The organism is Nocardia rosealba (assembly GCF_020216065.1).
GTDB lineage: Bacteria > Actinomycetota > Actinomycetes > Mycobacteriales > Mycobacteriaceae > Nocardia > Nocardia rosealba.
On sequence record NZ_JAIWNA010000006.1, the window covers coordinates 278,620 to 302,148 of the forward strand.

Sequence of the window (23,529 nt, forward strand, 5' to 3'; positions counted from 1 at the left end):
CCCAGCCCCCGGCACCACTCGAGTCCACCACCTACCGCACTATCAGCCACCCCGCACCACCCAAGTCCGCCATGACAGCATTCCCAGCCCCGCACGACCCGACCTCGAGGAGGGTCCGCCGCGAAGCGGCGTAGCGGCCCCTCAGGGGCCGCGCTCGAGCGCGCCAGCGCTCCAAAAACACAGCCAGTACTCTCCGGGGCGCAATCCATAAAGGGCCGGGCACACCACCCACCGCAACCTCACCACCAACTCGCGCACCCCTGCGCCCCACCCACACAGCTAAGCTGGCGGAGTGTCTCCTCCGGCCGATCGCGCGAACAGTCGACGCCGCCAGCCGCGGCGGCGCGGCGGGGCGGGTAACGGCGGTAAGCCGCGTATGCGCACGGTGCGCGAAACGTCCGCGGGCGGCCTCGTTGTCGACGGCTTGGACGGGCCGAGGGAACTGCGGTGCGCCGCGTTGATCGGGCGGACCGATCGGCGCGGGCGGTTGCTGTGGTCGCTGCCCAAAGGCCACATCGAGGAGGGCGAGACCTCCGAGCAGACCGCCATGCGTGAGGTCGCCGAGGAGACCGGCATCATCGGCGAGGTGGTCGCCGAGCTGGGCAATATCGATTACTGGTTCGTCACCGAGGGCAGACGGGTACACAAGACCGTGCACCACTATCTGCTGCGGTGTCTGGGCGGTGAGTTGTCCGATGCCGACGTGGAAGTCACCCAGGTTGCGTGGGTTCCGTTGAGCGAGTTGGATTCCCGATTGGCCTACGCCGACGAGCGGCGGCTGGCCGAGGTGGCTAATCGGATGATCGACCGGATGGAGACCGGCAAGCGATGACGGGTGGACTGTTCCGGCTGATCACGGCGGTCCTGACCATCTTGGGTTCGGTGGCGCTGCTGCCCGCGGTGGCGCAGGCGCAACCGGACGACGCGTCGGCGCCGAAGTTCCTCAAACTCACCCTGGACGCGGTGGCGCCGGGCACGGTGACCACGAACAGCGACCCGGTGCTCACCGTGTCGGGGACGGTCACCAATATCGGTGACCGGGTGGTCGACGATGTGAGCGTGCGCATCCAGCGCGCCGCCCCGGTGCTCTCGCCGAGCGGATTGCGCAGTTCGCTGCGGCTCGATCAGGTGAACTACGACGTGACCGGGCCGTTCGAGGATGTGACGCCGCAGCTGAGTCCTGGCCAGCGCAAACAGTTCTCGGTGCGGATCGCGTTGCGCGGCGGCGACGGCGCGTCGCTCGGCATCACCGATCCCGGTGTGTATCCGCTGCTGCTGAATGTGAACGGTGAGCCGGCCTACGGTTCGCAGGCCCGGCTCGACGACGCCCGCTTCCTGCTTCCGGTGCTCGGACTGCCACCGGCCGACGGCGACCCGGCCCCGGTCGCCGCGCCACCGGAGGCCACACCGGTGGCGACGACGGTGATCTGGCCGCTGGCCGACCGGCCGCGCATGGTCGCGGGCAAACCAGGGTCGGTGAACGGGCAGGTGGAACTGCTCGACGACGAGCTCGCCGCCTCGCTCGGCAAGGGCGGGCGGCTCGAGCAGTTGGTCGCCGCGCTGGAAGCGGTCGCACCCGCACCGGGTAAGGACAACGCGGTCGCCGGGTCGGTGTGCATCGCCATCGATCCCGATCTGGTGTCGACCGCGCAGACGATGACGCGCGGCTACCGGGTGCTGGCGAGTCCGTCGGATCCGGAGGGCGCGACGCGGGAGGGGACCGGTGCCGCGAACGCGCAGGCCTGGCTCGACCGGTTGCGCGCGCTCGCCGGGTCGATGTGCACGGTGGCGTTGCCGTACGCGCAGGTCGATGTGACGGCGTTGGCGGCGGTGAACGAGCCGGGTCTGTCGGCGCGGGCATTGCACGCACCGGCCGATGTGGTCGACGCGATCCTGGGCACCAGGTCGCTGCGCGGGGTGAGCCTGCCCGATTCCGGCAGCATCGATCACGCGGCGGGGCAGCTGCTGCGTGAGTACGGGTACGGCACGGCGGTGCTCGCCGGGTCGGCCGTATCGGGTGAGGGTTCGGTGCCGGATCCGGAGACCGCGCTCACCTCCACACCGTCGACGTTCGTGCCCGGCACGGTCGTCGGCGGGGAGCAGGCCGCGCCGGACGTGGTGCGGGTGCCGGATGTGAGCGTCGAGGCGGGGCCGAACACCGATCCGGCGCTGCGGGTGACGACCTTCGACATCTGGTCGGCGACGGCGCTGGCCGCCGTGGGTTCCAACCCGCCGACGCCCTCGTTCACACCGTCGAAGGTGCGCTTCGACGTCACCAACGACTCGCGGGCCGCCCGGTTGCAGGACGCGCTCGGCGCGATGGCGTGGACCGCGCTGAATCCGGCGCCGGACCGGCCGCGTTCGCAGCTGTTGATGCCGCCGCAGCAGTGGGGCGCCAGCCGCGAGGAGGGTGTGGCGCTGCTCAAACAGGTGGAACTGCTCACCCGTAACCAGCTGGCCCAGCCCCGGCCGTTCGCCGAGCTCGTCGCGCAGGAGCCGGATCCGCGCCCGTTCACCCTCGAATACCTGCCCTCGGCCGCTCAGGACGCGGCGCCCGAACATCTCGTCGTGCCCGTGCGCGACCAGGGTGCACGGATCACCGAGATGATGCGGGCGCTCGTCGAGCTGCCCGAGGCCGAGTTGACGCCGCTGGCCTTCCTCACGCCCGCGCGCGAGGATCTGCTGCGGGCGTTGAGCCTGTCGGACCGGCGTGGCGAGGACGACACTCTCGCCGACCTGCATGCCGACCGGCGTGTCGATCAGGTGACCCGGGAAGTCGACACCGTGTTCGCGTCGGTATCGGTGTTGCCACCGGGCGGTGTGTACACGCTCGCGTCCGAGCAGAGCCCGTTGCTGCTGGTTGCCCGCAATGACCTGCCGGTGGCGATCCGGGTGAACTTCCGGATCTCCGCGCCTTCCGAGACGAACATCACCGATATCGGCGAACAGCTCCTTCCGCCGAACGGAACTCGGTCATTTCAGATACCGACCGAGGTGAGTGACAGCCGTAAGCTGGTCATTCCCATCGCCCTTACCACCCCGGACGGAATCACGCTAGGGGAGCCGACGTCGGTCTCGGTGCGTTCGAACGCCTACGGTCAGGCCTTGGCCATAATTACGGCATGTGCCGCGATACTGCTGTTGCTGTTGGCCGGGCGCCGGCTGTGGCGGCGCTTCCGCGGCCGACCCGACCCCGCCGACGAGGGCTTCACCCCCGAAACGGTGGAACGGGCCGGACGGCTGCGACGCGCCCGGCAACGACTGCGTCGGCAGTGAACACCCACGCCTGACCGGCGCGCGGGGGACCATGACAGGCAAGAACGAGGCGGGATTCGCGGGTTGCGCCGGGTACAGGAGGCATGATGGGCGACGATGATTCCGCTCATCGGCACAACCACGACGAACGCGACGAGCCGACCCACCGCTGGGCCCCCGCCGCGCCATGGGAGCGTGGAATGAGCGGCCGCGACACCGACGAGCCGCAGGTGCCCGCCCGTCCCGGCGATCGCCCGGTCCCGCCGCGCCTGGGCCCCGTCGACCCGGCCCGGCCGCGCCCCGCTGATCCCGGCCCGCAGCAGGGTGCGCGACCCGCCCAGCCGACAGGACGACCCGTTCCCGGCAGCTCGGGCGAAATCCCGCGTGTCCAACCCCCTCGCGCGCCGCACTACGGGCCCGGTCGTACCGGTGAGCCGCCGTACCCGCAGGCGTCCCGGCCCGGCGAACCGAACTTCAGTCCATCGCCGGGCGAGCCGCCGCACGCGCAGTATCCGCGCGATGACGAGCCGCGCCATCGCCCCGGTGAACCCCCGCGCGCACCTCATCCCGGCGAGTCGAACTACGGCGGGGCACCTGGTGCTCCGCGTCAGCCGCACATGCCGCCCGTCGAGCCGAATCACCGTCCGAGGCCCGCAGACCCGCTGCGCGGGCAGCCACCGCGACCGGGGGACCCGAACGGCGCCGTGGCGGACGACGCGCTGCGCGCACCGGGACGTACCGGCGAAAGCAACCGTCGGCCCGCATCTTCCGGCGAATTCCCGATCCAGCAGCGACCGGGCGGCCCTGGTCCGCAGCGACCCCAGCCGTATCCGGCCGACGGCCGTTCCGGGGAGTTGCCTCGGCAGCAGCGACCGGGTGGTCCACAGCCTCCTCAGTCCTATCCGGCAGACGGGCGTTCGGGGGAGTTCCCCCGCCAGCAGCGACCGGGTGGCCCAGGGCCACAGCGACCCGCACCGGATCCGCGATCGGCCGCTCCTTACGGCGAGTCGTCGCAACCACCGCCGATTGATCCGCGAGTGCCCGGCGCTGGTGGGCCGCGGCGCCCCGAACCCGGTCGCCCCGGCGAGTTCCGACCACAGGGCCCCGGCCCCGACGGACGCCCGGGTGGCTTCGGCTCGGTGCCCGGCGGTCAGCGGGGCGAGTTCCCGCCCGCGCCAGGCCAGCGACCCGGTCCCACCGGCGTCGAGCCGGGCGACCGGCCAGGTCAGCAGCGAGGTTCGGCGGGCCCGGCCGGACCCTCGGTCATGGGCGGTCGCGGTGGCGTCGAGCACCCCGGTGCGGGCGAGCAAGGGAGTCGCGGCGGTCAGCCTGGCGTCGGCGGTCAGCCCGGCATCGGCGGACAGCCCGGCGCCGGCGGACGATCTGGAGTCGGTCAGCCTGGCGGCGGGCAACCGCGCGGTCCTCGAGGTGGCGATGATGCGCATCAAGGGCCTGCACAGCGGCCGGGTGGTCCGCAGCGGCCGGGGCCCCGGTCGGGGGAGTTTCCGCAGCAGCGGGCCGCGGGGGCGTCCGGGGCGATTCCTCGGCAGGCACGTCCCGAGGTAGATCCTGGGCGGCGTCCGCAGGCCGGTCCGCCGCCGCGTGGGTACGAGGCAGCTCGACCGGGGCCTGGGCGCGACAACTTCCCCGGGATGCCCGCGGCATCGAGTCGGCCCGGTGGTGACGCGGTGCGGGCGGCCGAACAGACGCAGGTGATCGCGCGTCCCGAGCGGATTCGCACCGAGAAGCCCGCGCCGCGTGACACGAATCCACAGTCGGCCAACGAGAAGCTGCTCAAAGATTCCGGGTCGATCGCCGTGGCGACGCTCGTCAGCCGGATCACCGGGTTCGCCAAGCAGCTGTTGTTGCTCACCGTGCTCGGTCCGGCCATCGCCAGTGCGTTCATCTCGGCGAACCTGATCCCGAACATGGTGGCCGAGTTGGTCCTCGGCGCGGTGCTCACGGCGATCGTCGTGCCGACCCTGGTGCGCGCCGAACAGGAAGACGCCGACAACGGCGCCGAGTTCGTCCGAAGATTGGTGACCGCCGCCTTCGCCGTGCTCTTCGTGGCGACAGTCCTCACGCTCGCCGCGACGCCCATCCTGGCCAGCCACGTGCTCGTCGACTCCGACGGCAAGGTCAACACCTCGCTGACCACCGCACTCACCTACCTGCTCGCACCGGCGATCCTGTTCTACGGCATGTCGGCGCTGTTCACGGCCATCCTCAACACCAGACAGGCCTTCAAACCGGGCGCGTGGGCACCGGTGATGAACAACATCGTCGCTCTCGTCGTGCTGGCGGTGTACGCGCTCACACCCGGTGAGATCACGCTCGACCCGGTACGGATGAGCGACCCGAAACTGCTGGTCCTCGGCCTCGGCATCACCGCCGGTGTGGCCACCCAGGCGCTGAGCCTGCTGCCCGCCATCCGCAGGCACGGCATCGACCTGCGCCCGCTGTGGGGCATCGACGCGCGCCTCAAGCAGTTCGGCAAGATGGGCGCCGCGATCATCCTGTACGTGCTCATCAGCCAGGTCGGCCTGGTGGTGGCGAACAACATCGCCTCCGCGGCCGACGAGGCGGGCCCGGCGATCTTCGCCAATGCCTGGGCGCTGCTGCAGCTGCCCTACGGCGTCATCGGCGTCACGCTGCTCACCGCGATCATGCCGAGGCTGAGCCGCAACGCCGCCGCCGACGACACGCCCGCCGTGGTCGACGACCTGTCCGCGGCCACCCGCCTCACCATGATCGCGCTGATCCCGATCGTGGCCTTCATGACCCTGGCCGGCCCGGCGATCGGCGAGGCCCTCTACGGATACGCCCGGTTCTCCGGTGACGCCGCCCGCCTCGGCAGCGCGGTGAGCTGGTCGGCCTTCACGCTGATCCCGTATTCGCTCGTGCTGATCCACCTGCGCGTCTTCTACGCCCGCGAACAGGCATGGACGCCGACCTGGATCATCCTCGGCATCACCACGGTGAAGATCGCCTGCTCGGCGCTCGCCCCGGTGATCGCTCGCGACAGCGACGACGTGGTCATCATCCTCGGCGTCGCCACCGGCCTCAGCTTCACCGTCGGCGCGGTGATCGGCGGGGTACTGCTGCACCGCAGCCTCGGCGATCTGCGCATGTCCAATGTCGGCCGCACCATCACCCGGGTGGTGCTCGCCTCGATCGCGGGCGGCGCGGTGATGCTCATCATCGACACCGTGACCGGCCTCGCGAACGTCACCGGCGGCCCGGCCTCGTTGCTGCGGGTCACCGTCGACGCGCTCGTCCTGTTCTCGGTGGCGTTCGGGCTGATGCGTCTGGTCGGCATCCCCGAGGTGGTGGCGATCACCGTCGCCGTCTCGCGCAAGCTCGGCATCACCCCGCCCGCGCCGGAACTCGCGCTCGACGAGGACGCCTCGGCCGAGGACATCTACGCGACCACCGTGTTGCGCAGGCCCGACACCTACGCCTTCCCGGCGTACGGGCAGTCGCTGGACACCCAGACCATGGTGTTGCCCGTGATCCGGCCCGGTGCTGTTGACATCACCGGTCAAGCACAGTTCCCGTACGCTGTTCGGCAGACCGATACGGGAGATCAGGCCGAAGGAGGACCGAGGGTGAGCGATGACGCGGTGGGCGGCGTCCCAGCCGCTGATTCTGCGGCGCGCGCCGCAGGAGGAAGGTCCACCGATGTCCGGCCCGACGGGGCAGACACCGCGGGATCCGAACACGCCGACGCGCCCGACGACAGCAAGAACCTGCAGGCAGACGGGTCGCCGGAGAAGAACGAACCGACCGAGGACCGTCGCGCGGCCGCACCGCCGCACGATCCGACCCACGACACCGGCATGCTGCCGATCCCCGTACCGCCGCAGGACGTGCAACGCCCGCAGCGCGGACCGAAGCTGATCCCCGGCGCGTCGGTCGCGGGCGGCCGGTATCGCCTGCTCGCCAGCCACGGCGGCGCGCGCGGGCTCAAGTTCTGGCAGGCCCTCGACATCAAACTCGACCGCGAGGTCGCGCTGACCTTCGTCGATGCCGATCAGAAGTCGGGTGAGAACGCGGGCCACGACGGTCCGCAGGCGATCCTGTCGCGCACGCTGCGCCTGGGCCGCATCAACTCGCCCGGCTTGGCAAGGGTCCTGGACGTGGTGCGCGGTAGTTCCGGCGGCATCGTGGTCGCGGAGTGGACACCCGGCCGGTCGCTGCGGGAGATGGCCGAGACCGTGCCGTCGCCGATCGGTGCCGCCCGGGCCATCCGGGTACTCGCCTCGGCGGCCGAACTGGCCCATCGCGGCGGTGGCTCGCTCTCGATCGACCATCCCGACCGCATCCGGATCAGCGCTTCCGGCGACGCCGTGCTCGCCTTCCCCGGCACGCTCGGCGATTCCGACGCCCAGTCCGATGTGCGTGGCCTCGGTGCCATGCTCTACGCGCTCATCACCGCGCGCTGGCCGATTCGCGTGGGCGGTGTCACCGGTACGGCCGCGACGATCGGCGGGCTGCGGCTGGCCGACTTCGGGCCCGACGGAACTCCGGTCGAGCCGCGCCAGATCCGGCCCGAGGTGCCGTTCGAGATCTCGGCCGTCGCCGTGCGGTCGCTGGAATCGAACAAGGGTGTGCGCACCGCCGCCACCGTGCAGCACGTGCTCGAGCAGGCCTCGGTCGTCGATCAGAAGACCGATTTCATCCCCGTGCTGCGGCTTGGTCAGCGGGCGGTCGCGGCCGGCCCCGATTCGCTCGCCGACCCGGAACTGCTTGCGGCCGAACGCGAACGCTCCAAGCGGATGATGTGGATCATGGTCGGCCTCGGCGTGCTCGCCGCGCTGGTGGTCGGCATCTTGATCTGGTGGATGGTGAGTATCTTCGCGCCCGGCGCGTCGGACAAGCCGCTGGATCAGCAGATCAATATCGGGCTCACGTCGAGTGTGGCGCCGCCGAGCGCGGCCGCCGCACCGACGGCGGACCAGCCCGCGCAACCGTCGAGTGTGCCGGTGGCCGTCACCGGTGCCAGGGTGTTCTCCCCGGAGGGCACCCCCGACGGCGCCGCGACGGCGGGCGCGGTGCTCGACCAGAACCCGGAAACGGTGTGGCGCACCGACCAGTACTTCCAGCAGTTCCCCGCCCTCAAGAAGGGCGTGGGACTGCTGGCCACGCTGCCCGCGCCCGCCAAACTCACCAATGTCTCGATCACCTCGCCCAGTGCGGGCAGCACCGTCGAGATCCGGACCTCGCCCACCGAGACGCCTACGCTCGACCAGACTCAGCTGATCGGCTCCGCCCGTCTCGGCGACGGCGTCACCGAGGTCGCCGTGCAGACCGATCAGGCTGCTCGCTTCGTGCTCGTATGGATCACCGGACTGGCGAATTCGGGCGGACAGTTCCAGACCGCCGTCGCCGACGTCCGCTTCGACGCCGCGCCGTAAATCCGCGCCGCAGTCCTTCCCACCTGCTATCTGCGCAGGTGGATGCCTATTTCGCGCTAGAACATCACTGTTCATCGAACCGCGGTCCGGTTGGTGCGCAATTGTTATCAGCGATATGATCACCCCGCGCTCTCGGCAGGGAGCTACCCAGGATCTGTCGACGTCGGTCCTGGACGCCGCGTTGTAGTCAGGTGATGGATCGGCCTCGTTCGCCGACATGAAGTCGCCGTAATGAGCGCTGTCCAAGGGGTCAGGTGTTGTCGCCGGAAGTCAACGAGCAAGTACGCGGGGGGACAACGCGCCAGGCGGCGTTCCGCGATCGCTCGTTCCTGGAGAACGGCAGCGACAAGGAACTCCTCGCCGCGCACGTACGCGGCGAACCGCATGCCTTCTCCGAACTGCTGCGCAGGCACAAGGACCACCTCTGGCAGACCGCGCTGCGCACGTCGTACAGCCGTGAGGACGCCGCCGACTGCCTGCAGGACGCCTTGTTCTCCGCCCATCGCACCGCCGAGACGTTCCGCGCCGAGTCCGAGGTGCGCAGCTGGTTGCACGCCATCGTCGTGAACGCCTGCCTCGACCGGATCCGGCGCAACAAGACCCGCCGCGCCATCTCCGTCACCCCCGACACCATGCCCGAGGCGGTCGAGCCACGCGATGCCTACGCCGACTACGAGCTGAACCTCGTGGTGAGCGAGGCGCTGTTCACCCTCCCTGACGAACAGCGGCTCGCCCTGGTGATGACCGAGATGGAGGGGCGGAGTGTGGCCGAAACCGCCTTGGCACTCGGCGTGGCGGAAGGCACGATCAAGAGCAGATGCGCCCGAGCGCGCGTACGTTTGCAAGAACGTTTGGAATTTTTCCGGGATCCAGGGAACCGGAGCTAGCCCGGATGCGTCATTAACAGTGACGAACAAGTCAGCGATGTACATGCTGCGATCCGAAAATCGACAGAACAGGGGAGGTGCGAGGTGGCTCGATCCGTGCCGCAGCCTCCGTTCCCGTCGGAACTGCTGGCCGATCTGCACGCCGACAATCTCGCACCGGAACTCCGCGAGCAACTGTGGCCCAAGGTCCGCACCGACCCGGACGCGCTGCGCTATCTGAACGATCTCGACGAGGTGAACACCCACCTCCGTACGCTGGCCGACGACGACCTGGTCATGCACCGCATGCCCGACGACGTGGCCGACCGCATGTTCCGATTCGTCGCCGAACTCGACGCCAACGAGGGGCCGACCGAACGAATCACCTCCGTGCCTGCCGTCGCCGAACCCGACGCGGGCGACGGCCCGACCGCACGGATCACGTCTGTCCCGACCATCGCCACCCCCGCCGCGGAACAGTCCACGCCGATCTCGTTGGCGCAGTACAAGTCCCGGCGCAGGATGGGTTTCTTGGTGGCGGCAGCGGCCACGATCGCCGTCCTCGCGGGTGCGGGCGCCGTAGTCGGCACCCTCGACAACACCGACGGCACACCGACCGCGGCCCCACCCACCGAACCGGCCACCCCGGGCGACGACCTCACCGCGGCCGCCGCCCTCACCGCCCTCGGCAAACGCGACGTGCACGGCCCCCTCGCCGACGAAGCCGCCCTCACCCGCTGCGTGCAGGCCAACGGCATCGACCGTGCCGTCCTGGGTGCGTCGAGCATCACCTTCCGCGGCGACGACGCCGTACTCGTCCTCGTCAAAGGCCCCCAAACCCCCACCATCACCGCTTTGGTCGTCGGCACCGGATGCACCACGGGCGCCCCCAGCCGATTAGCCGTCCGCGACATCGGCTGACCAGCCCTTCTGGCCCCACACTCACCCGTTCTCGGCGCGTCCCCGCCTCTGGACTGACCGAAGGGTGCGACGAAGGAGTGCCCGTAGGGAGGGAAGAGGCGGGGGTTCAGCGCCGAGAACCGCGGCGCCAGCCGCCAAACCAACACAGGGAACAACACCGTTTAGGCTGTTGTTGACTGACACGTCCCAGCATTGCTTTTCGGAAGGGCCCCATGAGCACGCCAGTTCGCGACCTGATCATCGTCGGCTCAGGACCCGCCGGCTACACGGCGGCCGTCTATGCCGCCCGCGCCGAGTTGGCGCCCCTGGTCTTCGAGGGCACCCAGTTCGGTGGTGCCCTGATGACCACCACCGAGGTGGAGAACTTCCCCGGTTTCCGCGAGGGCATCATGGGCCCCGACCTGATGGAGCAGATGCGCGAGCAGGCCAAGCGTTTCGGCGCCGACCTGCGCACCGAGGACGTCGACGCGATCGACCTGTCCGGCCCGGTGAAGAAGGTCACTGTCGGTGACGAGACCTTCGAGGCCTACGCCGTCATCCTCGCCATGGGTTCGGCTGCCCGCTACCTGCACGTCCCCGGTGAGCAGGAACTGCTCGGCCGCGGCGTGAGCGCGTGCGCCACCTGCGACGGCTTCTTCTTCAAGGGCCAGGACATCGTGGTGGTCGGCGGCGGCGACTCGGCGATGGAGGAAGCGACCTTCCTCACCAAGTTCGCCGCCAGCGTCACCATCGTGCACCGCCGCGAGGAGTTCCGTGCCTCACGCATCATGCTCGAGCGCGCCAAGGCCAACGAGAAGATCAACTTCCGGCTCAACGCCGAGGTCGTGAAGGTCAACGGCGACAACAGCGTCACCAGCCTCACCCTGCGCGACACCAGGACCGGCGAAGAATCCGAACTGGCGGCCACCGGCCTGTTCGTCGCCATCGGCCACGATCCGCGCAGCGAACTGGTCAAGGGCCAGGTCGCGCTCGACGGTGAAGGCTATGTGCAGGTGACCGATCCGGGCACCGCCACCGATGTGGCGGGCGTGTTCGCCGCGGGCGACCTCGTCGACCACACCTACCGCCAGGCGATCACCGCCGCGGGCACCGGCTGCCGCGCCGCCATCGACGCCGAGCGCTGGCTCGCCGAGCAGGGCGACATCACCGCCAACACACTCGACAACGCCGATGGCCCGGCCGCGGTGTCCGCCAACTGATTTCGCGTTCCACCCAGCTAGGAGAACACCCATGGCCGACAGTGCCAACACCATCACCGTGACCGACCAGTCCTTCGCCGACGACGTGCTGCTCAGCGAGAAGCCCGTGCTCGTCGACTTCTGGGCCGACTGGTGCGGCCCGTGCAAGATGGTCGCCCCCGTGCTGGAGGAGATCGCGGGCACCCATGCCGACAAGCTCACCATCGCCAAGCTCGACACCGAGGCCAACCCCGGCGCAGCCCGCGACTACCAGATCCTGTCGTTGCCGACCATGATCCTGTTCCAGGGCGGCAAGCCGGTGAAGCAGATCGTCGGCGCCAAGGGCAAGGCGGCGCTGCTGCGCGAGCTCGACGGGCTCATCTGAGCCGCGATCGATCCGACAAAGACACCTCCCACCGGCCGACGCGCCGTAGGATGCCTGGACCCGGGATTCCCGTAATACCGCCCGGGTCTGAGACAATCGACGGACGCTCCGGCCGAAGGAAAGGGCTCTTACGCATGCACCGACTTCGTCACGGCGATTCAGGACCGGCCGTCGCAGAGGTTCGGAGCACCCTCGCAAGCCTCGGTTTCCTGCATCGCCAGCACGATTGGCAGGACACCGATGTGGTCTTCGACCGCTCGCTCGACTCGGCGGTTCGCGCGTTCCAGCAGCAGCGTGGTCTGCTCGTCGACGGGATCGTCGGCCCGGCCACGTATCGCGCGCTGAAGGAAGCCTCCTATCGCCTGGGTGCCCGCACACTGATCTACCAGCTGTCCGCCCCGCTGTACGGCGACGACGTGGCCACCTTGCAGCGCAAGCTGCAGGACCTCGGCTTCTACGTGCACCGGGTCGACGGCTACTTCGGTCCACACACCCACGAGGGACTCAGCGCCTTCCAGCGCGAGATCGGTCTCTCGGCCGACGGCATCTGTGGGCCCGACACACTGCGCTCGCTCGATCTGCTCGGCGCGCGCGTCACCGGCGGCAACCCGCATCGCATCGCCGAGGAAGAGGTGGTGCACCGGGCGGGACCGCAGCTCACCGGCAAGCGCATCGTCATCGACCCCGGATTCGGTGGCCCCGACAAGGGATTCGCCGTGCCGACGGAGTTCGGTGACGTGTACGAGTCGGAGATCCTGTGGGATCTGGCCTCGCGGCTCGAGGGCCGGATGGCCGCCACCGGCATGGAGACGTTCCTGTCGCGTCCGTGGGGCGCCAACCCGACCGATGCCGAACGCGCCGATACCTCCAACGCTTTCGATGCCGATCTGATGATCTCGTTGCGCTGCGCGATGAGCGACAATCCGTCGGCGCAGGGCGTCGCCGGGTTCTACTTCGGTAATTCGCACGGTTCGGTGTCGATGATCGGGCAGGTACTCGCCGGGTTCATCCAGCGCGAAGTGGTTGCCCGCACGTCCCTGCAGGACTGCCGCACCCATCAGCGCACCTGGGATCTGCTGCGCCTCACCAAGATGCCGACGGTCCAGGTGGACCTGGGCTACCTCACCAACGAATACGACGCCTCCATCCTCACCAACCCGCGCATGCGGGACGTGATCGCCGAGGCGATCCTCATCTCGGTGAAGCGGCTGTACCTGCTCGGCCAGGACGACCAGCCCACCGGTACCTACACCTTCGCCGAACTGCTCGCCGAGGAACTGGCGGCCCAGGATCGGCTGCCGGAAAATTCCGGTCTCGTCCGCCTCCCCGGAGTTTCAGGCCAGACCCAGGTGCGGTGAGGCTTACGTCGGCGGCCAGACCGAGTAGCGGGTCGCGGCAGCCCGTCCCCGGCGAGTCACCCATGTTCTCCCGAAACCACAAAAGCGGCCCCGCGCAGGCGGGGCCGCTTTCTTGTGTCGGCTAGCGCACGCCGATTCTGGCAGGTGGGGCCATCTCGGCGGCGGCCAGAAGCTGGTCGAGGGCGCGCTCGACGTCTTCCTTCCAGCCGTGGTCGGAGTCGAGTTCGAGACGCAGGCGTGGGAAGCGGTGATGCTGGGCCACCACTTCGAAGCCGACGTCCTCGAGGAAGTCCGCGTCGATCATGCAGGTTTCCGGGGTGCACTGGGTGGTCGAGGCCCGATCGCGCAGGGGAGCGGCGATCCGTTCCATGAGCCGCATCGACGAGCCGAGCCCCCGATCGGCGACCGAGCTCGACGGCGGTCCATTGCGGATGCCGAATGCCTCGAGCGCCCGCACACCGCGACGCACCAGATCGGCCACCACGGCCTGCACCAGCCGGTGGGCTACATCAGATTCGTCATAGGGGAATTCGGCCTGCAGCGTCGTCAGCAGGATGGCGTCCGGGCTCACGGGGGAGGTGGGGAACAGGGTCGAGCGCGGCACCGAACTCGGCGGCGAATACAGCGCGCAGCCGGCGATGTTGTTGTCGACCTGTGCCACCTGCCCGCATGATCCCCATTCGAGCATGACCGTCGAGAGCCATGCCTCCTTCTCGAAGACCGGATCGCTGAAGGACTGGGAGTCGGCGGCGACCGCCGGATCGAGCTCCCAGAAAACACACCGCCGGGTATGCGCCGGAAGCCGATCGAGTCCGTCGAGGGTCAATGCTGTGACGCTGGTCGACACTGCTCTGTTCAGCCTCCAGCTGTCCGATTCATCCACGCTCACGCCACATCACTATCCACAGTAATGCCGCCTCTTTCCGAGATGTATAAAGGCTGGGAAGTCCCTGTCACAGTGACGTTTCAGGGCTGGCTTGCTCCATCAGCGCCACAATGCGCTCGAGATCTTCGACGGAACCGAACTCGACAACGATCTTGCCCTTGCGCTTGCCGAGGCTCACCGTCACGCGGGTGTCGTAGGAACCCGATAGGCGTTCGGCGACTTCCTGTAGACCCGGCATGTGGATCGGCTTGCGCTTCGGCGCCGGGGGAGCGACCTCCGACGGATTGCGGTTGGCCAGCGTCACCGCTTCCTCGGTGGAGCGCACCGACAAACCTTCGGCGACAATCCGTTCCGCCAGCGCCTCCTGCGCCTCGGCGCCCGCGTCCAAACCGAGCAGCGCGCGGGCATGGCCGGCCGACAGCACACCGGCGGCCACCCGACGCTGCACCGGAATCGGGAGCTTCAGCAGCCGGATCATGTTCGTCACCACCGGACGCGAGCGGCCGATACGTGAGGCCAGTTCCTCGTGGGTGACATCGAACTCTTCGAGCAGCTGCTGATACGCCGCCGCCTCTTCGAGGGGATTCAGCTGCACGCGATGGATGTTCTCCAGCAGCGCGTCGCGCAGCATCGAGCTGTCCGCGGTATCGCGGATGATGGCCGGGATCGTAGCCAGGCCCGCTTCTTGGCATGCGCGCCACCGACGCTCGCCCATGACCAACTGGAACTTGTCGACACCCGGCTCGAGCCGACGCACCACGATCGGCTGCATCAACCCGAATTCACGGATCGAGTGCACCAGCTCGGCGAGCGCCTCTTCCTCGAACACCGAGCGCGGCTGCTTCGGGTTCGGTTCGATCTGATCCGCGGGGATCTCTCGGTACACCGCGTCGCCGGGGGAGACCAGATCCTCCTCCGGCTCTGCGGGCTCGGCATCGGGAACGCGATGCAGGAACGCCTCGGCCGGTTGCGGGCCGATCGGGTTGATGCCGATCACGCTCGCCGCGGAACTGCTGAGCCCGGGCGCCACGGCGGGCCCCGTCGGGATCAACGCCGCCAACCCGCGACCGAGACCGCCCTTTTTCGCCTGACTCATCGGCTACCGATCCCTTCCTCGTTCCAACACACCAGCACTACGACGCGCCCTGGACAACCTGGGCGCGCCCGGCGAGCTCACGCCCGGCGTCCATGTAGCTCATCGCGCCACGGGAGCCTGGATCATAATCGAGCACGGTCATCCCGTAGCCCGGCGCCTCCGAGACCTTCACGCTGCGCGGGATCATCGACTTGAGCACCACGTCGCCGAAGTGATTGCGCACTTCCTCCGCGACCTGGTCGGCCAGCTTGGTGCGGCCGTCGTACATGGTGAGCAGCACCGTCGACACGTGCAGCTCCGGGTTGAGGTGCGATTGCACCAGCCCGATATTGCGCAGCAACTGGCCGACGCCCTCCAGCGCGTAGTACTCGCACTGGATCGGGATCAGCACCTCCTTGGCCGCGACGAGCGCGTTGACGGTGAGCAGACCGAGCGAGGGCGGGCAGTCGATCAACACGTAGTCGATGTCGTATCCGGCGACGGCGGCGTCGCGAATCGCGGTCTTCAACCGACCTTCGCGCGCGACCATCGAGACCAGTTCGATCTCCGCACCGGCGAGGTCGATCGTGGCGGGAACGCACAACAGACGTTCGCTGTGCGGGCTCTGCTGAATGGCGTCGGTCACCGACACCTCACCGATCAGCAGCTCGTAACTGGATGGCACACCGGAGTGGTGGGCGACGCCCAGCGCCGTACTCGCATTGCCCTGCGGGTCTAGATCGACGACGAGGACGGTCATCCCCTGATGCGCCAGTGCGGCGGCAAGATTCACCGTCGTTGTCGTTTTGCCTACGCCACCCTTCTGGTTGGCGATGGTGATGATCCGTTGCTCGCGGGGTTTCGGCACAGTGACCTTTCCTGGATGCAGAATCTGGCTGGCGCGTTGCGCTTCCGCCGCGATCGGGGTCTCGGCGGGGGAGATGTGCCCGAAAGGAGTATTCCCGAACGTCTCCGCGTCGAAGCTGCTGGAGTCCAGCATCCCCGGGACCCGCGACGTTGTTTCCCGTGAAACATTCGCCGGACCGCTCGACATAGATTGCTCCTAACCCGAGAACTTCAGATCACGTATCCCCGACGAACGTCGGCGCCGTGTCATCACAAACAAACTGCGTCGGTGGAGAACTCGAAATTCGAGGAGATGGACTCACTCGCGCCGACCCTCAATAGCTTGCCAGCACCGGGACAGTTAGGAAAGCTGAATCGCGGCACGCCGCACGGGACACGCACAACGCGGCACAGAATTCACTTCACCGACGCTTGTTTCACGGGAAACAACGCGCGATCGCGTTCCACGTGAAACACCGCACGAGTCATTGGCCGTCGCCCCCACCGGATTCCGCGCTGGAGCCGGTTCCGCTGACGATCAGCCATCACGACGGTCGAGGCATGGCCGTAGTCTGCTACTCCTGCGCCCACCTCTTGCCATCCCAGTCGCTATGGCGAAATTCGACCTGAATCAGGTGCACCCAACCACCCTCGGCCTATTTCGTCACGGTACGAAACTCGGTGAGTGGCATTCGAAAGCGAGGAAGTGGCGATTCAGGAGTTGTTGCGCTTTCTCATCTTCTTTTCCGCGCCAGCGGCTTTACGTCCGCCGCGACGGTTCGGGCGTTCGGCCCGGGGGAGGAGTTCGGCGCTGATGACGAGGGTCGGGATTTCGACAATCCCGGCGCCGCAGCCGACGACGCGAAGATCGGTCGCGCCGTCGCGAATCAGTTCGGCACCGTCACGCTCGAGTTCCTCAGCGGCGCTGGTTCCTTTGAGCGCGAGCATGCGTCCGTGGTCGCGGAGGAGGGGAAGCGACCAGTGCGCCAGTTTGGCGAGCGGGGCGACTGCTCGGGAGGTGACGACATCCGCACCACCGGCTTCCTTGATGACGCCCGACTGTTCGGCACGCCCGCGCACGACGGTGACATCGAGCCCGGCGTCCTCGATGAACTCGCTCAGGAACACCGTGCGGCGCAGCAGCGGCTCCACGAGCGTGATACGAAGGTCCGGCCGCGCGATGGCCAACGGGATGCCCGGCAGTCCGGCGCCGCTGCCGACATCGACCACGGACGCGCCTTCGTCGATCAGTTCACCGACCACCGCGCAATTGAGGATGTGCCGCTCCCAGAGCCGGGGGACTTCGCGCGGACCGATGAGCCCGCGCTCCACGCCTGCGGTGGCGAGCGCCGCGCAGTAGCGGCGGGCGAGGTCCAGGCGGTCACCGAACAGCCGGGCTGCGGCAGCGGGCGGTTCCAGTTCGGCGGACAGCGCACCCAGTTCTCGTTCCACGTGAAACATCCTTCTCCAGTGGTGGTGATCGGGGCATGAATAAGGCCCCCGGTCCGGGACCGGAGGCCTTACTACTTCCTGCGTGGTCGCGGCGGTGTGAGCCTACTCCGGCACAACCACCACATGACGATTCGGCTCGACACCTTCGCTCTCGCTCGCCACGCCGTCGATGTCGGCAACGGCGTCGTGCACGATCTTGCGTTCGAACGGTGTCATCGCCGACAGCGCCTCGGGCTTGCCCGACTCGAGCACCCGCTTGGCGGCGGCCACACCCAGCTCGCTCAGATCGGCACGGCGCTGGGCGCGCCAGCCGGCCACGTCGAGCATCAGGCGGCTACGGACGCCGGTCGCCTGCTGCACGGCCAGGCGGGTGAGTTCCTGAAGCGCGTCGAGAACTTCACCATTGCGGCCGACGAGCTTGGTCAGGTCGCGGCCGCCGTCGATGCTCACGACCGCACGGTCGCCCTCTACGTCGAGGTCGATGTCGCCGTCGAAGTCGAGCACGTCCAGCAGCTGCTCGAGGTAGTCGCCCGCGATCTCGCCCTCTTCGATCAACGCCTCCTCGGCGTCGTTCACGACGTCCACAGTCGTCGACACGGTGGCGTCCCCTCCGTCGGTCTGGGTCTCAACAGTCATTGGATTTCCCTCTATCCGGTCGCGTCTCAGCGCTTACGCTTCTGGTTCGCGCGGCCACGGTTTCCCGGCCGCTGCTGCCCGCCGGGCTTACGCTTGCCGCCCTGCTTGGCCGACTGCTTCGGGGTGCCGTTGCTCGCCGCGGTGCCGTTCGCCGAGGGCGACTCGTCGGCGGGCGCGTCCTGCTTCTTGCGGACGTCGACCGGCTTGGCACCGGGCTTGGGCGCGTTCTGCGCCCGCAGCTCGAGCTTCTTCTGCTTCTTGGCCTCTTCTTCCTTCTCCATCCGGCCGAACACCAGGTGCTGCTGTCCGTAGGTCCAGATGTTGTTGGCCACCCAGTAGAGCAGGATGCCGATCATCAGGAAGGGGCCACCGACCATCACGCCGAGCGGGAAGACCCACAGCGACAGCTTGTTCATGATGGCGGCCTGCGGGTTGGCTGCGGCCTCAGGGGTCTGGCGAGCGACGGAAGCGCGAGCGTTGAAGTGGGTCGCCACGCCGGCGATCACCATCAGCGGGACGGCGACGAGCGCGATGCTCATCCGGGTCGGCGTGCCGCCCCAGTCCGCGAATGCCTGCAGCTCACTCACCGGCGCGGTGATGAATGCCGCGATCGGGGCGCCGAAGATACGGGCGCTCAGGAACGACTGGACGTCGGTGGCGCTGAAGATGTAGTTGCCGATGTTGGCGTTTTCCTCGGCGGTCAAACCGAGCTGACCCCAGCCGTGACCGGTCCGGTTGAACGAGCGGAGCACATGGAACAGACCGAGGAACACCGGCACCTGCACCAGCACCGGCAGACAGCCCATGAGCGGGTTGAAGCCGTGTTCCTTCTGCAGCTTCTGCATCTCCCGCGCCATGGTCTCGCGGTCGTTCTTGTACTTCTTCTGCAGCTCCTTGATCTGGGGCTGCAGCTCCTGCATCTGCCGCGTGGTGCGGACCTGCTTCACGAACGGCTTGTACAACACCAGCCGGAGGGTGAAGACCAGGAACACCACGGCGAGGCTCCAGGTGAGCCCGCTGTCGGGGCCGAACACGAAGCCGAAGGCTTTGTGCCAGAACCATAGGATGGCGGATACCGGCCAGTAGATGATGTCGAGCACGGCTCTAGGTACTCCCGTCGTTCGTATCGCCGATCAGCGCGGGCGATGACTTGGTGAAAGCATTCGACCCGCGCTCCGGCACGGGATCCCACCCCCCAGGGTGCCAGGGCGCGCATTTGGCCAGGCGAACGACCGTCAGTACCGATCCGACGACCAGCCCGCGGGTCCGCAGGGCGGTCACCGCGTACTCGCTGCACGTGGGGGTGAAGCGGCAGATCGGCATCCGGGTGGGGGAGACATAAGTGCGGTAGAGCTCGATCAGGAAGATCAGCGCGTTCGCGGGTAACCGAGCGAGCGTGCGCATCACCGTTCACCGGCCGAGGTGCGACCGAGCGCGGCCGCCGGAACCCGGTGCAAGCCGAGCTTGCGGAGTCCGGCGCGCAGCTGGCGCAGCAACTCGGCGGAGTCGGCGGTAGCCGCACCGGGCAGGGCCCGGATCACGACATCGGTATCGGCGGGCAGGTCATCGATCACCTGGGCGCACATATGACGCAGGCGGCGGGCCACCCGGTGGCGAACCACCGCGTTACCCACCGCCTTGCTGACAATCAGCCCGAACCGAGGACCGCCTACGCGGACCAGGGAATCGCCGTCGGCGACATCGTCGTACGTATGCGTGAACGCGTGTACGACGAGATCTCGCCTCCCGATTCGCTGACCGCGGCGCACCGTGCGGGAGAAATCAGCACGGTGGTGCAACCGATACGGCTCAGGCAACACCCGAGCGTCCGACTACGCGCGATCAGGCAGTCAGTTCGGAGCGGCCCTTACGGCGACGCGCCGAAACGATGGCGCGGCCCGCACGGGTCCGCATCCGGAGGCGGAAGCCGTGCACGCGCGCCCGACGACGGTTGTTCGGCTGGAACGTCCGCTTGCCCTTGGCCACGGTCAACACTCCTCGAGTTGGTGGGCACCGGTGAGGTACCCGAAGTTTTCGGTGATTCGGATTCTGCGCTGCGGACCGCGGTCTACGCACAGAGTGCCTTGGCGATCAGCGTGCAGCGCACAGCCGCCACCGCGCCAAGGGGTGACTGTATGAGGGTACTGATCGCCCCATACAGGGTCAAATTCGGCCCACATGGGGCGAAACGGTCGGCAAACGTCCGGGCCGGACAGGGTCGGGACGAGTACCGGCATTCAGATTACCCGCTGGTCGTGTCCGACGGTCGGCGAGCCGACCTGCGGCGACACGCCCGGGCGTCACTGACGCGGACAGCAACTTTTCGTGAGTTCCTCCACACCTCTGGCGTCGCGGGCGCCTTGCGGCTAGCCTCTGTAGCCGGGGGATTGCTGAAGAACCGCAGGTCCAGCTCCTTTCACTGCCACACGCTGGCAGAATTCCTCTATCCCCAGGTTTGTCCACATCTGTGGATAATTGTGTGGAAAGACGGCCGGAGTGGCATATTCGTAGGGCCGACGGTGCCCTCGCCAAGTCCGATCCCGGGACCGCACGGCGTTCGAACCGGCTTCGGTTGTTCGCTTCGATCACGCCGATCGCACCTGGTCACAGGTGCTGCGCTGGCGTGCTCGGCGGCCGTTGGCCCAACAAACCGGTCCGGGGAGGACGCTGCATGGACGACGAGCAGAACGTGCTGGCCACAGTGTGGCCGGAGGTGGTCGCCGAACTCACCACCGGCTCGGCCGACGGCGCCATTCCCGCGGTGAGCCGGGCCCAGCAGGCGTGGTTGAAGCTGGTGAAACCGCTCACCGTCGCCCAGGGTTTCGCGTTGCTGTCCGTTCCGTCGTCGCTGGCACAGGAAGCGATCGAGCGCGATCTGCGCGAGCCGATCCTGCGTTCGCTCGGGCGCAGACTCGGGCCACAGGTGGAAGGACTCGGTGTGCGCATCGCCGCGCCGAGCCCGGCCGCGGGGGAGCGCACGGGCAGTTCGCCCCGGCACGCCAGGATGACGAGCCGTCCGGAGCGTCCGCGTGAGCAAGTTCGTCCGCCCGCCGGCTACCCCGGCCCCGATTTCAGCGTGCCCGACTATCCCCAGCGCGGTGACTACGGCCGACCGCGTTACGGCGCCGACGACTACAACGGCAACTCCGGCGAGTACGGCAACGACTACCAGCAGCAGGCCCCCGAGTATCAGCAGGCTCCCGACTACCAGCGCGATGGTGAGTACGGCAGCAGCTTCGGCGGCCGCGAGTTCCCGGCGCAGGCCGGTGAGTACGGCGAGCGCACCGAATACGCCGGGCCGCGCGAGTACCCGGCCGAGCCGGAGTACCAGCCGCAAGGCGACTACCAGCAGCAACCGGAGTACCAGCAGGCTCCCGAGTACGCCAAGCCCCAGGAGTACAAGGCAGGCGAGTACAGCGGTGAGGATTTCCCCGGCGCCGATTTCGAGCCGACGGCTGTCTACCCCGTTCCCGATTTCAACGGCGAGTTCGCCGGCCGCCCGGACTTCCGTGGTGCCCGTCCCGAACAGCGCGCCCCCGAACCGCCCCAGGACAGGCGCGAGCAGGGATCGTCGCGGCGCGATCATTCCGGGCAGGAAACCCTGTTCGGCACCGATCCGCCCGCACGTGCGCCGCGACGGCCGCAACCGCAGGAGGAGCCGGCCGCCGCGCGTGTCGAGGAGACACCGGCCGATACCGCGCCGGAGCCGCCGCGGCCGGGGACCCCGGGCGCTCAACCGGTCGACGACGAGCCGGTGGTCGACGCGCGCAACAACTGGCCGACCTATTTCAGCAAGTCGCCCGAGGCGCCGCCGCAGTCGTCGTCCTCGGCCAGCCTGAACGCGAAGTACACCTTCGAGACGTTCGTGATCGGCGCGTCGAACCGGTTCGCCCATGCCGCCGCGGTGGCCATCGCGGAGGCGCCTGCCCGGGCCTACAACCCGCTGTTCGTCTGGGGCGCTTCGGGTTTGGGCAAGACGCACCTGTTGCACGCGGCCGGTCACTACGCGCAGCGGCTGTTCCCCGGCATGCGGGTGAAGTACGTGTCGACCGAAGAATTCACCAACGACTTCATCAACAGCCTGCGCGACGACCGCAAGGTGGCGTTCAAGCGCCGCTACCGCGAGACCGACATCCTGCTGGTCGACGACATCCAGTTCATCGAGGGTAAGGAAGGCATCCAGGAGGAGTTCTTCCACACCTTCAACACCCTGCACAACGCGAACAAGCAGATCGTGGTGTCCTCGGATCGTCCGCCCAAGCAGCTGGCCACCCTCGAGGAGCGGCTGCGGACCAGGTTCGAGTGGGGCCTGATCACCGATGTGCAGCCGCCCGAACTCGAGACCCGCATCGCCATCCTGCGCAAGAAGGCCAGGATGGACCGGCTCGACGTGCCGCACGACGTGCTGGAACTGATCGCGAGCCGGGTGGAGCGCAATATCCGCGAACTGGAGGGCGCGCTGATCCGGGTGACGGCCTTCGCCTCGCTCAACGGTCAGCCGCTCGACCTGTCGCTGGCCGAGGTGGTGCTGCGCGACCTGATGCCCGACACCGCCGCCCTCGAGATCAACGCGGCCACGATCATGGCGGTCACCGCCGAGTACTTCAACACGACGTTGGAGGAGCTCACCGGGCCGGGTAAGGCGCGTCCGCTGGCGCAGGCGCGCCAGATCGCGATGTACCTGTGCCGTGAGCTGACCGATCTGTCGCTGCCCAAGATCGGGCAGGCGTTCGGCCGCGACCACACGACGGTCATGTACGCGGAGAAGAAGGTGCGCAAGGAGATGACCGAACGGCGTCGCGTGTACGACCAGGTCCAAGAACTCACAGCCCGAATCAAACAGCGCTCCCGCTGATTTCATCCCCAACCCCGAACACCGCCCTGAGCTGGGGCGGTGTTCTTTTTTGCCCTGTGGAATCCCTGTGGATTCCTCGAGGAATCCACCGGTTGTGCACCGGTTCACACACAGGCCTGGGGAGCGATCTGGGGAGCATCTACCCACAGGCAGTTGTGCACATCGTCCACAGGTTCCTCCACCAACAGCCTGTGAGTGCCACTGACCTGCGGCGGCGCCGGATCCGGCCTGTGGATTCCTCGAGGACTTCTTGTGGACTCCTCGAGGAATCCACCGATTCGTCACCACCCTTGGTCAGGGTGTGAACAAGTAGGTGAAATCGGTGGAACAACTCGAGGACTACTCGAGGATGGATCTGGGACAACTTCGGGTGTCCACAGACACCGCCGATTCATCCTC

At 68.1% G+C, this 23,529-nt stretch carries 19 protein-coding genes; 10 read left to right on the plus strand and 9 right to left on the minus strand.

All coding sequences use genetic code 11. The features are described 5' to 3' along the window. Window positions 1-376 precede the first annotated feature (376 nt). The 9 genes from LDL21_RS22520 (at window position 377) to LDL21_RS22560 (ending at window position 13,380) form a co-directional block, all read left to right on the plus strand. Window positions 377-832, plus strand: a complete 456-nt coding sequence (locus LDL21_RS22520) for an NUDIX hydrolase (RefSeq protein WP_067495077.1) — start codon at window positions 377-379, stop codon at window positions 830-832. After that, entirely contained in the window at window positions 829-3,276 is a 2,448-nt protein-coding gene (locus tag LDL21_RS22525; RefSeq protein WP_225281639.1) for a DUF6049 family protein, read from the plus strand. The genes LDL21_RS22520 and LDL21_RS22525 overlap by 4 nt, the downstream gene beginning before the upstream one ends. A gap of 1,104 nt (window positions 3,277-4,380) precedes the next feature. Beyond that, the gene (locus LDL21_RS22530) at window positions 4,381-4,821 is read left to right on the plus strand and encodes a hypothetical protein (RefSeq protein WP_225281640.1); all 441 of its coding nucleotides are present in this window, start codon (window positions 4,381-4,383) and stop codon (window positions 4,819-4,821) included. A gap of 86 nt (window positions 4,822-4,907) precedes the next feature. Beyond that, window positions 4,908-8,672, plus strand: a complete 3,765-nt coding sequence (locus LDL21_RS22535; protein WP_225281641.1) for a murein biosynthesis integral membrane protein MurJ — start codon at window positions 4,908-4,910, stop codon at window positions 8,670-8,672. 329 nt (window positions 8,673-9,001) lie between these two features. After that, window positions 9,002-9,559: an RNA polymerase sigma factor SigM gene (gene sigM, locus LDL21_RS22540; RefSeq protein ID WP_225281725.1), complete on the plus strand. Its 558-nt coding sequence runs from the start codon at window positions 9,002-9,004 to the stop codon at window positions 9,557-9,559. A 96-nt stretch (window positions 9,560-9,655) separates the two neighbouring features. Next, the gene (locus tag LDL21_RS22545; protein ID WP_225281642.1) at window positions 9,656-10,459 is read left to right on the plus strand and encodes an RsmA family anti-sigma factor; all 804 of its coding nucleotides are present in this window, start codon (window positions 9,656-9,658) and stop codon (window positions 10,457-10,459) included. Between the two features lie 212 nt (window positions 10,460-10,671). Next, window positions 10,672-11,658, plus strand: a complete 987-nt coding sequence (gene trxB / locus LDL21_RS22550; protein ID WP_181698210.1) for a thioredoxin-disulfide reductase — start codon at window positions 10,672-10,674, stop codon at window positions 11,656-11,658. A gap of 31 nt (window positions 11,659-11,689) precedes the next feature. Next, window positions 11,690-12,022, plus strand: coding sequence for a thioredoxin (gene trxA, locus LDL21_RS22555; protein WP_225281643.1), 333 nt, complete (start codon window positions 11,690-11,692; stop codon window positions 12,020-12,022). A gap of 134 nt (window positions 12,023-12,156) precedes the next feature. Continuing rightward, the gene (locus LDL21_RS22560) at window positions 12,157-13,380 is read left to right on the plus strand and encodes an N-acetylmuramoyl-L-alanine amidase (protein WP_181698209.1); all 1,224 of its coding nucleotides are present in this window, start codon (window positions 12,157-12,159) and stop codon (window positions 13,378-13,380) included. Window positions 13,381-13,501: 121 nt separating this feature from the next. Here the strand turns inward: LDL21_RS22560 and LDL21_RS22565 are convergent, their stop codons facing one another. From LDL21_RS22565 to rpmH, 9 genes are all read right to left on the minus strand, one after another. Next, window positions 13,502-14,227 carry a GNAT family N-acetyltransferase gene (locus tag LDL21_RS22565; RefSeq protein ID WP_181698208.1) on the minus strand — a complete coding sequence of 242 codons (726 nt, stop codon included), beginning with the start codon at window positions 14,225-14,227 and terminating at the stop codon, window positions 13,502-13,504. A 106-nt stretch (window positions 14,228-14,333) separates the two neighbouring features. Further along, window positions 14,334-15,362 (minus strand): ParB/RepB/Spo0J family partition protein, encoded by a 1,029-nt coding sequence (locus LDL21_RS22570; RefSeq protein ID WP_067644027.1) that lies wholly within the window; start codon window positions 15,360-15,362, stop codon window positions 14,334-14,336. Between the two features lie 37 nt (window positions 15,363-15,399). Next, on the minus strand, window positions 15,400-16,395 hold the full coding sequence (locus LDL21_RS22575) for a ParA family protein (RefSeq protein WP_067644030.1): 996 nt from the start codon (window positions 16,393-16,395) through the stop codon (window positions 15,400-15,402). Between the two features lie 506 nt (window positions 16,396-16,901). Beyond that, window positions 16,902-17,648, minus strand: coding sequence for a 16S rRNA (guanine(527)-N(7))-methyltransferase RsmG (rsmG, locus tag LDL21_RS22580; RefSeq protein ID WP_225281645.1), 747 nt, complete (start codon window positions 17,646-17,648; stop codon window positions 16,902-16,904). Window positions 17,649-17,741: 93 nt separating this feature from the next. Then, window positions 17,742-18,275, minus strand: a complete 534-nt coding sequence (locus tag LDL21_RS22585) for a Jag family protein (RefSeq protein ID WP_067978066.1) — start codon at window positions 18,273-18,275, stop codon at window positions 17,742-17,744. A 26-nt stretch (window positions 18,276-18,301) separates the two neighbouring features. After that, entirely contained in the window at window positions 18,302-19,375 is a 1,074-nt protein-coding gene (gene yidC / locus LDL21_RS22590; protein WP_181698206.1) for a membrane protein insertase YidC, read from the minus strand. Between the two features lie 4 nt (window positions 19,376-19,379). Next, window positions 19,380-19,679: a membrane protein insertion efficiency factor YidD gene (gene yidD, locus LDL21_RS22595; protein WP_067495118.1), complete on the minus strand. Its 300-nt coding sequence runs from the start codon at window positions 19,677-19,679 to the stop codon at window positions 19,380-19,382. Further along, entirely contained in the window at window positions 19,679-20,095 is a 417-nt protein-coding gene (rnpA, locus tag LDL21_RS22600) for a ribonuclease P protein component (protein WP_181698204.1), read from the minus strand. The genes yidD and rnpA overlap by 1 nt, the downstream gene beginning before the upstream one ends. 22 nt (window positions 20,096-20,117) lie before the next feature. After that, complete coding sequence (gene rpmH / locus LDL21_RS22605; RefSeq protein WP_071932098.1) at window positions 20,118-20,261, minus strand: 50S ribosomal protein L34; 144 nt, start codon at window positions 20,259-20,261, stop codon at window positions 20,118-20,120. Window positions 20,262-20,946: 685 nt separating this feature from the next. On the opposite strand from rpmH, the gene dnaA reads away from it, so the two are divergent. After that, on the plus strand, window positions 20,947-23,130 hold the full coding sequence (gene dnaA / locus LDL21_RS22610) for a chromosomal replication initiator protein DnaA (protein ID WP_225281646.1): 2,184 nt from the start codon (window positions 20,947-20,949) through the stop codon (window positions 23,128-23,130). The last annotated feature ends 399 nt before the right edge of the window (window positions 23,131-23,529 follow it).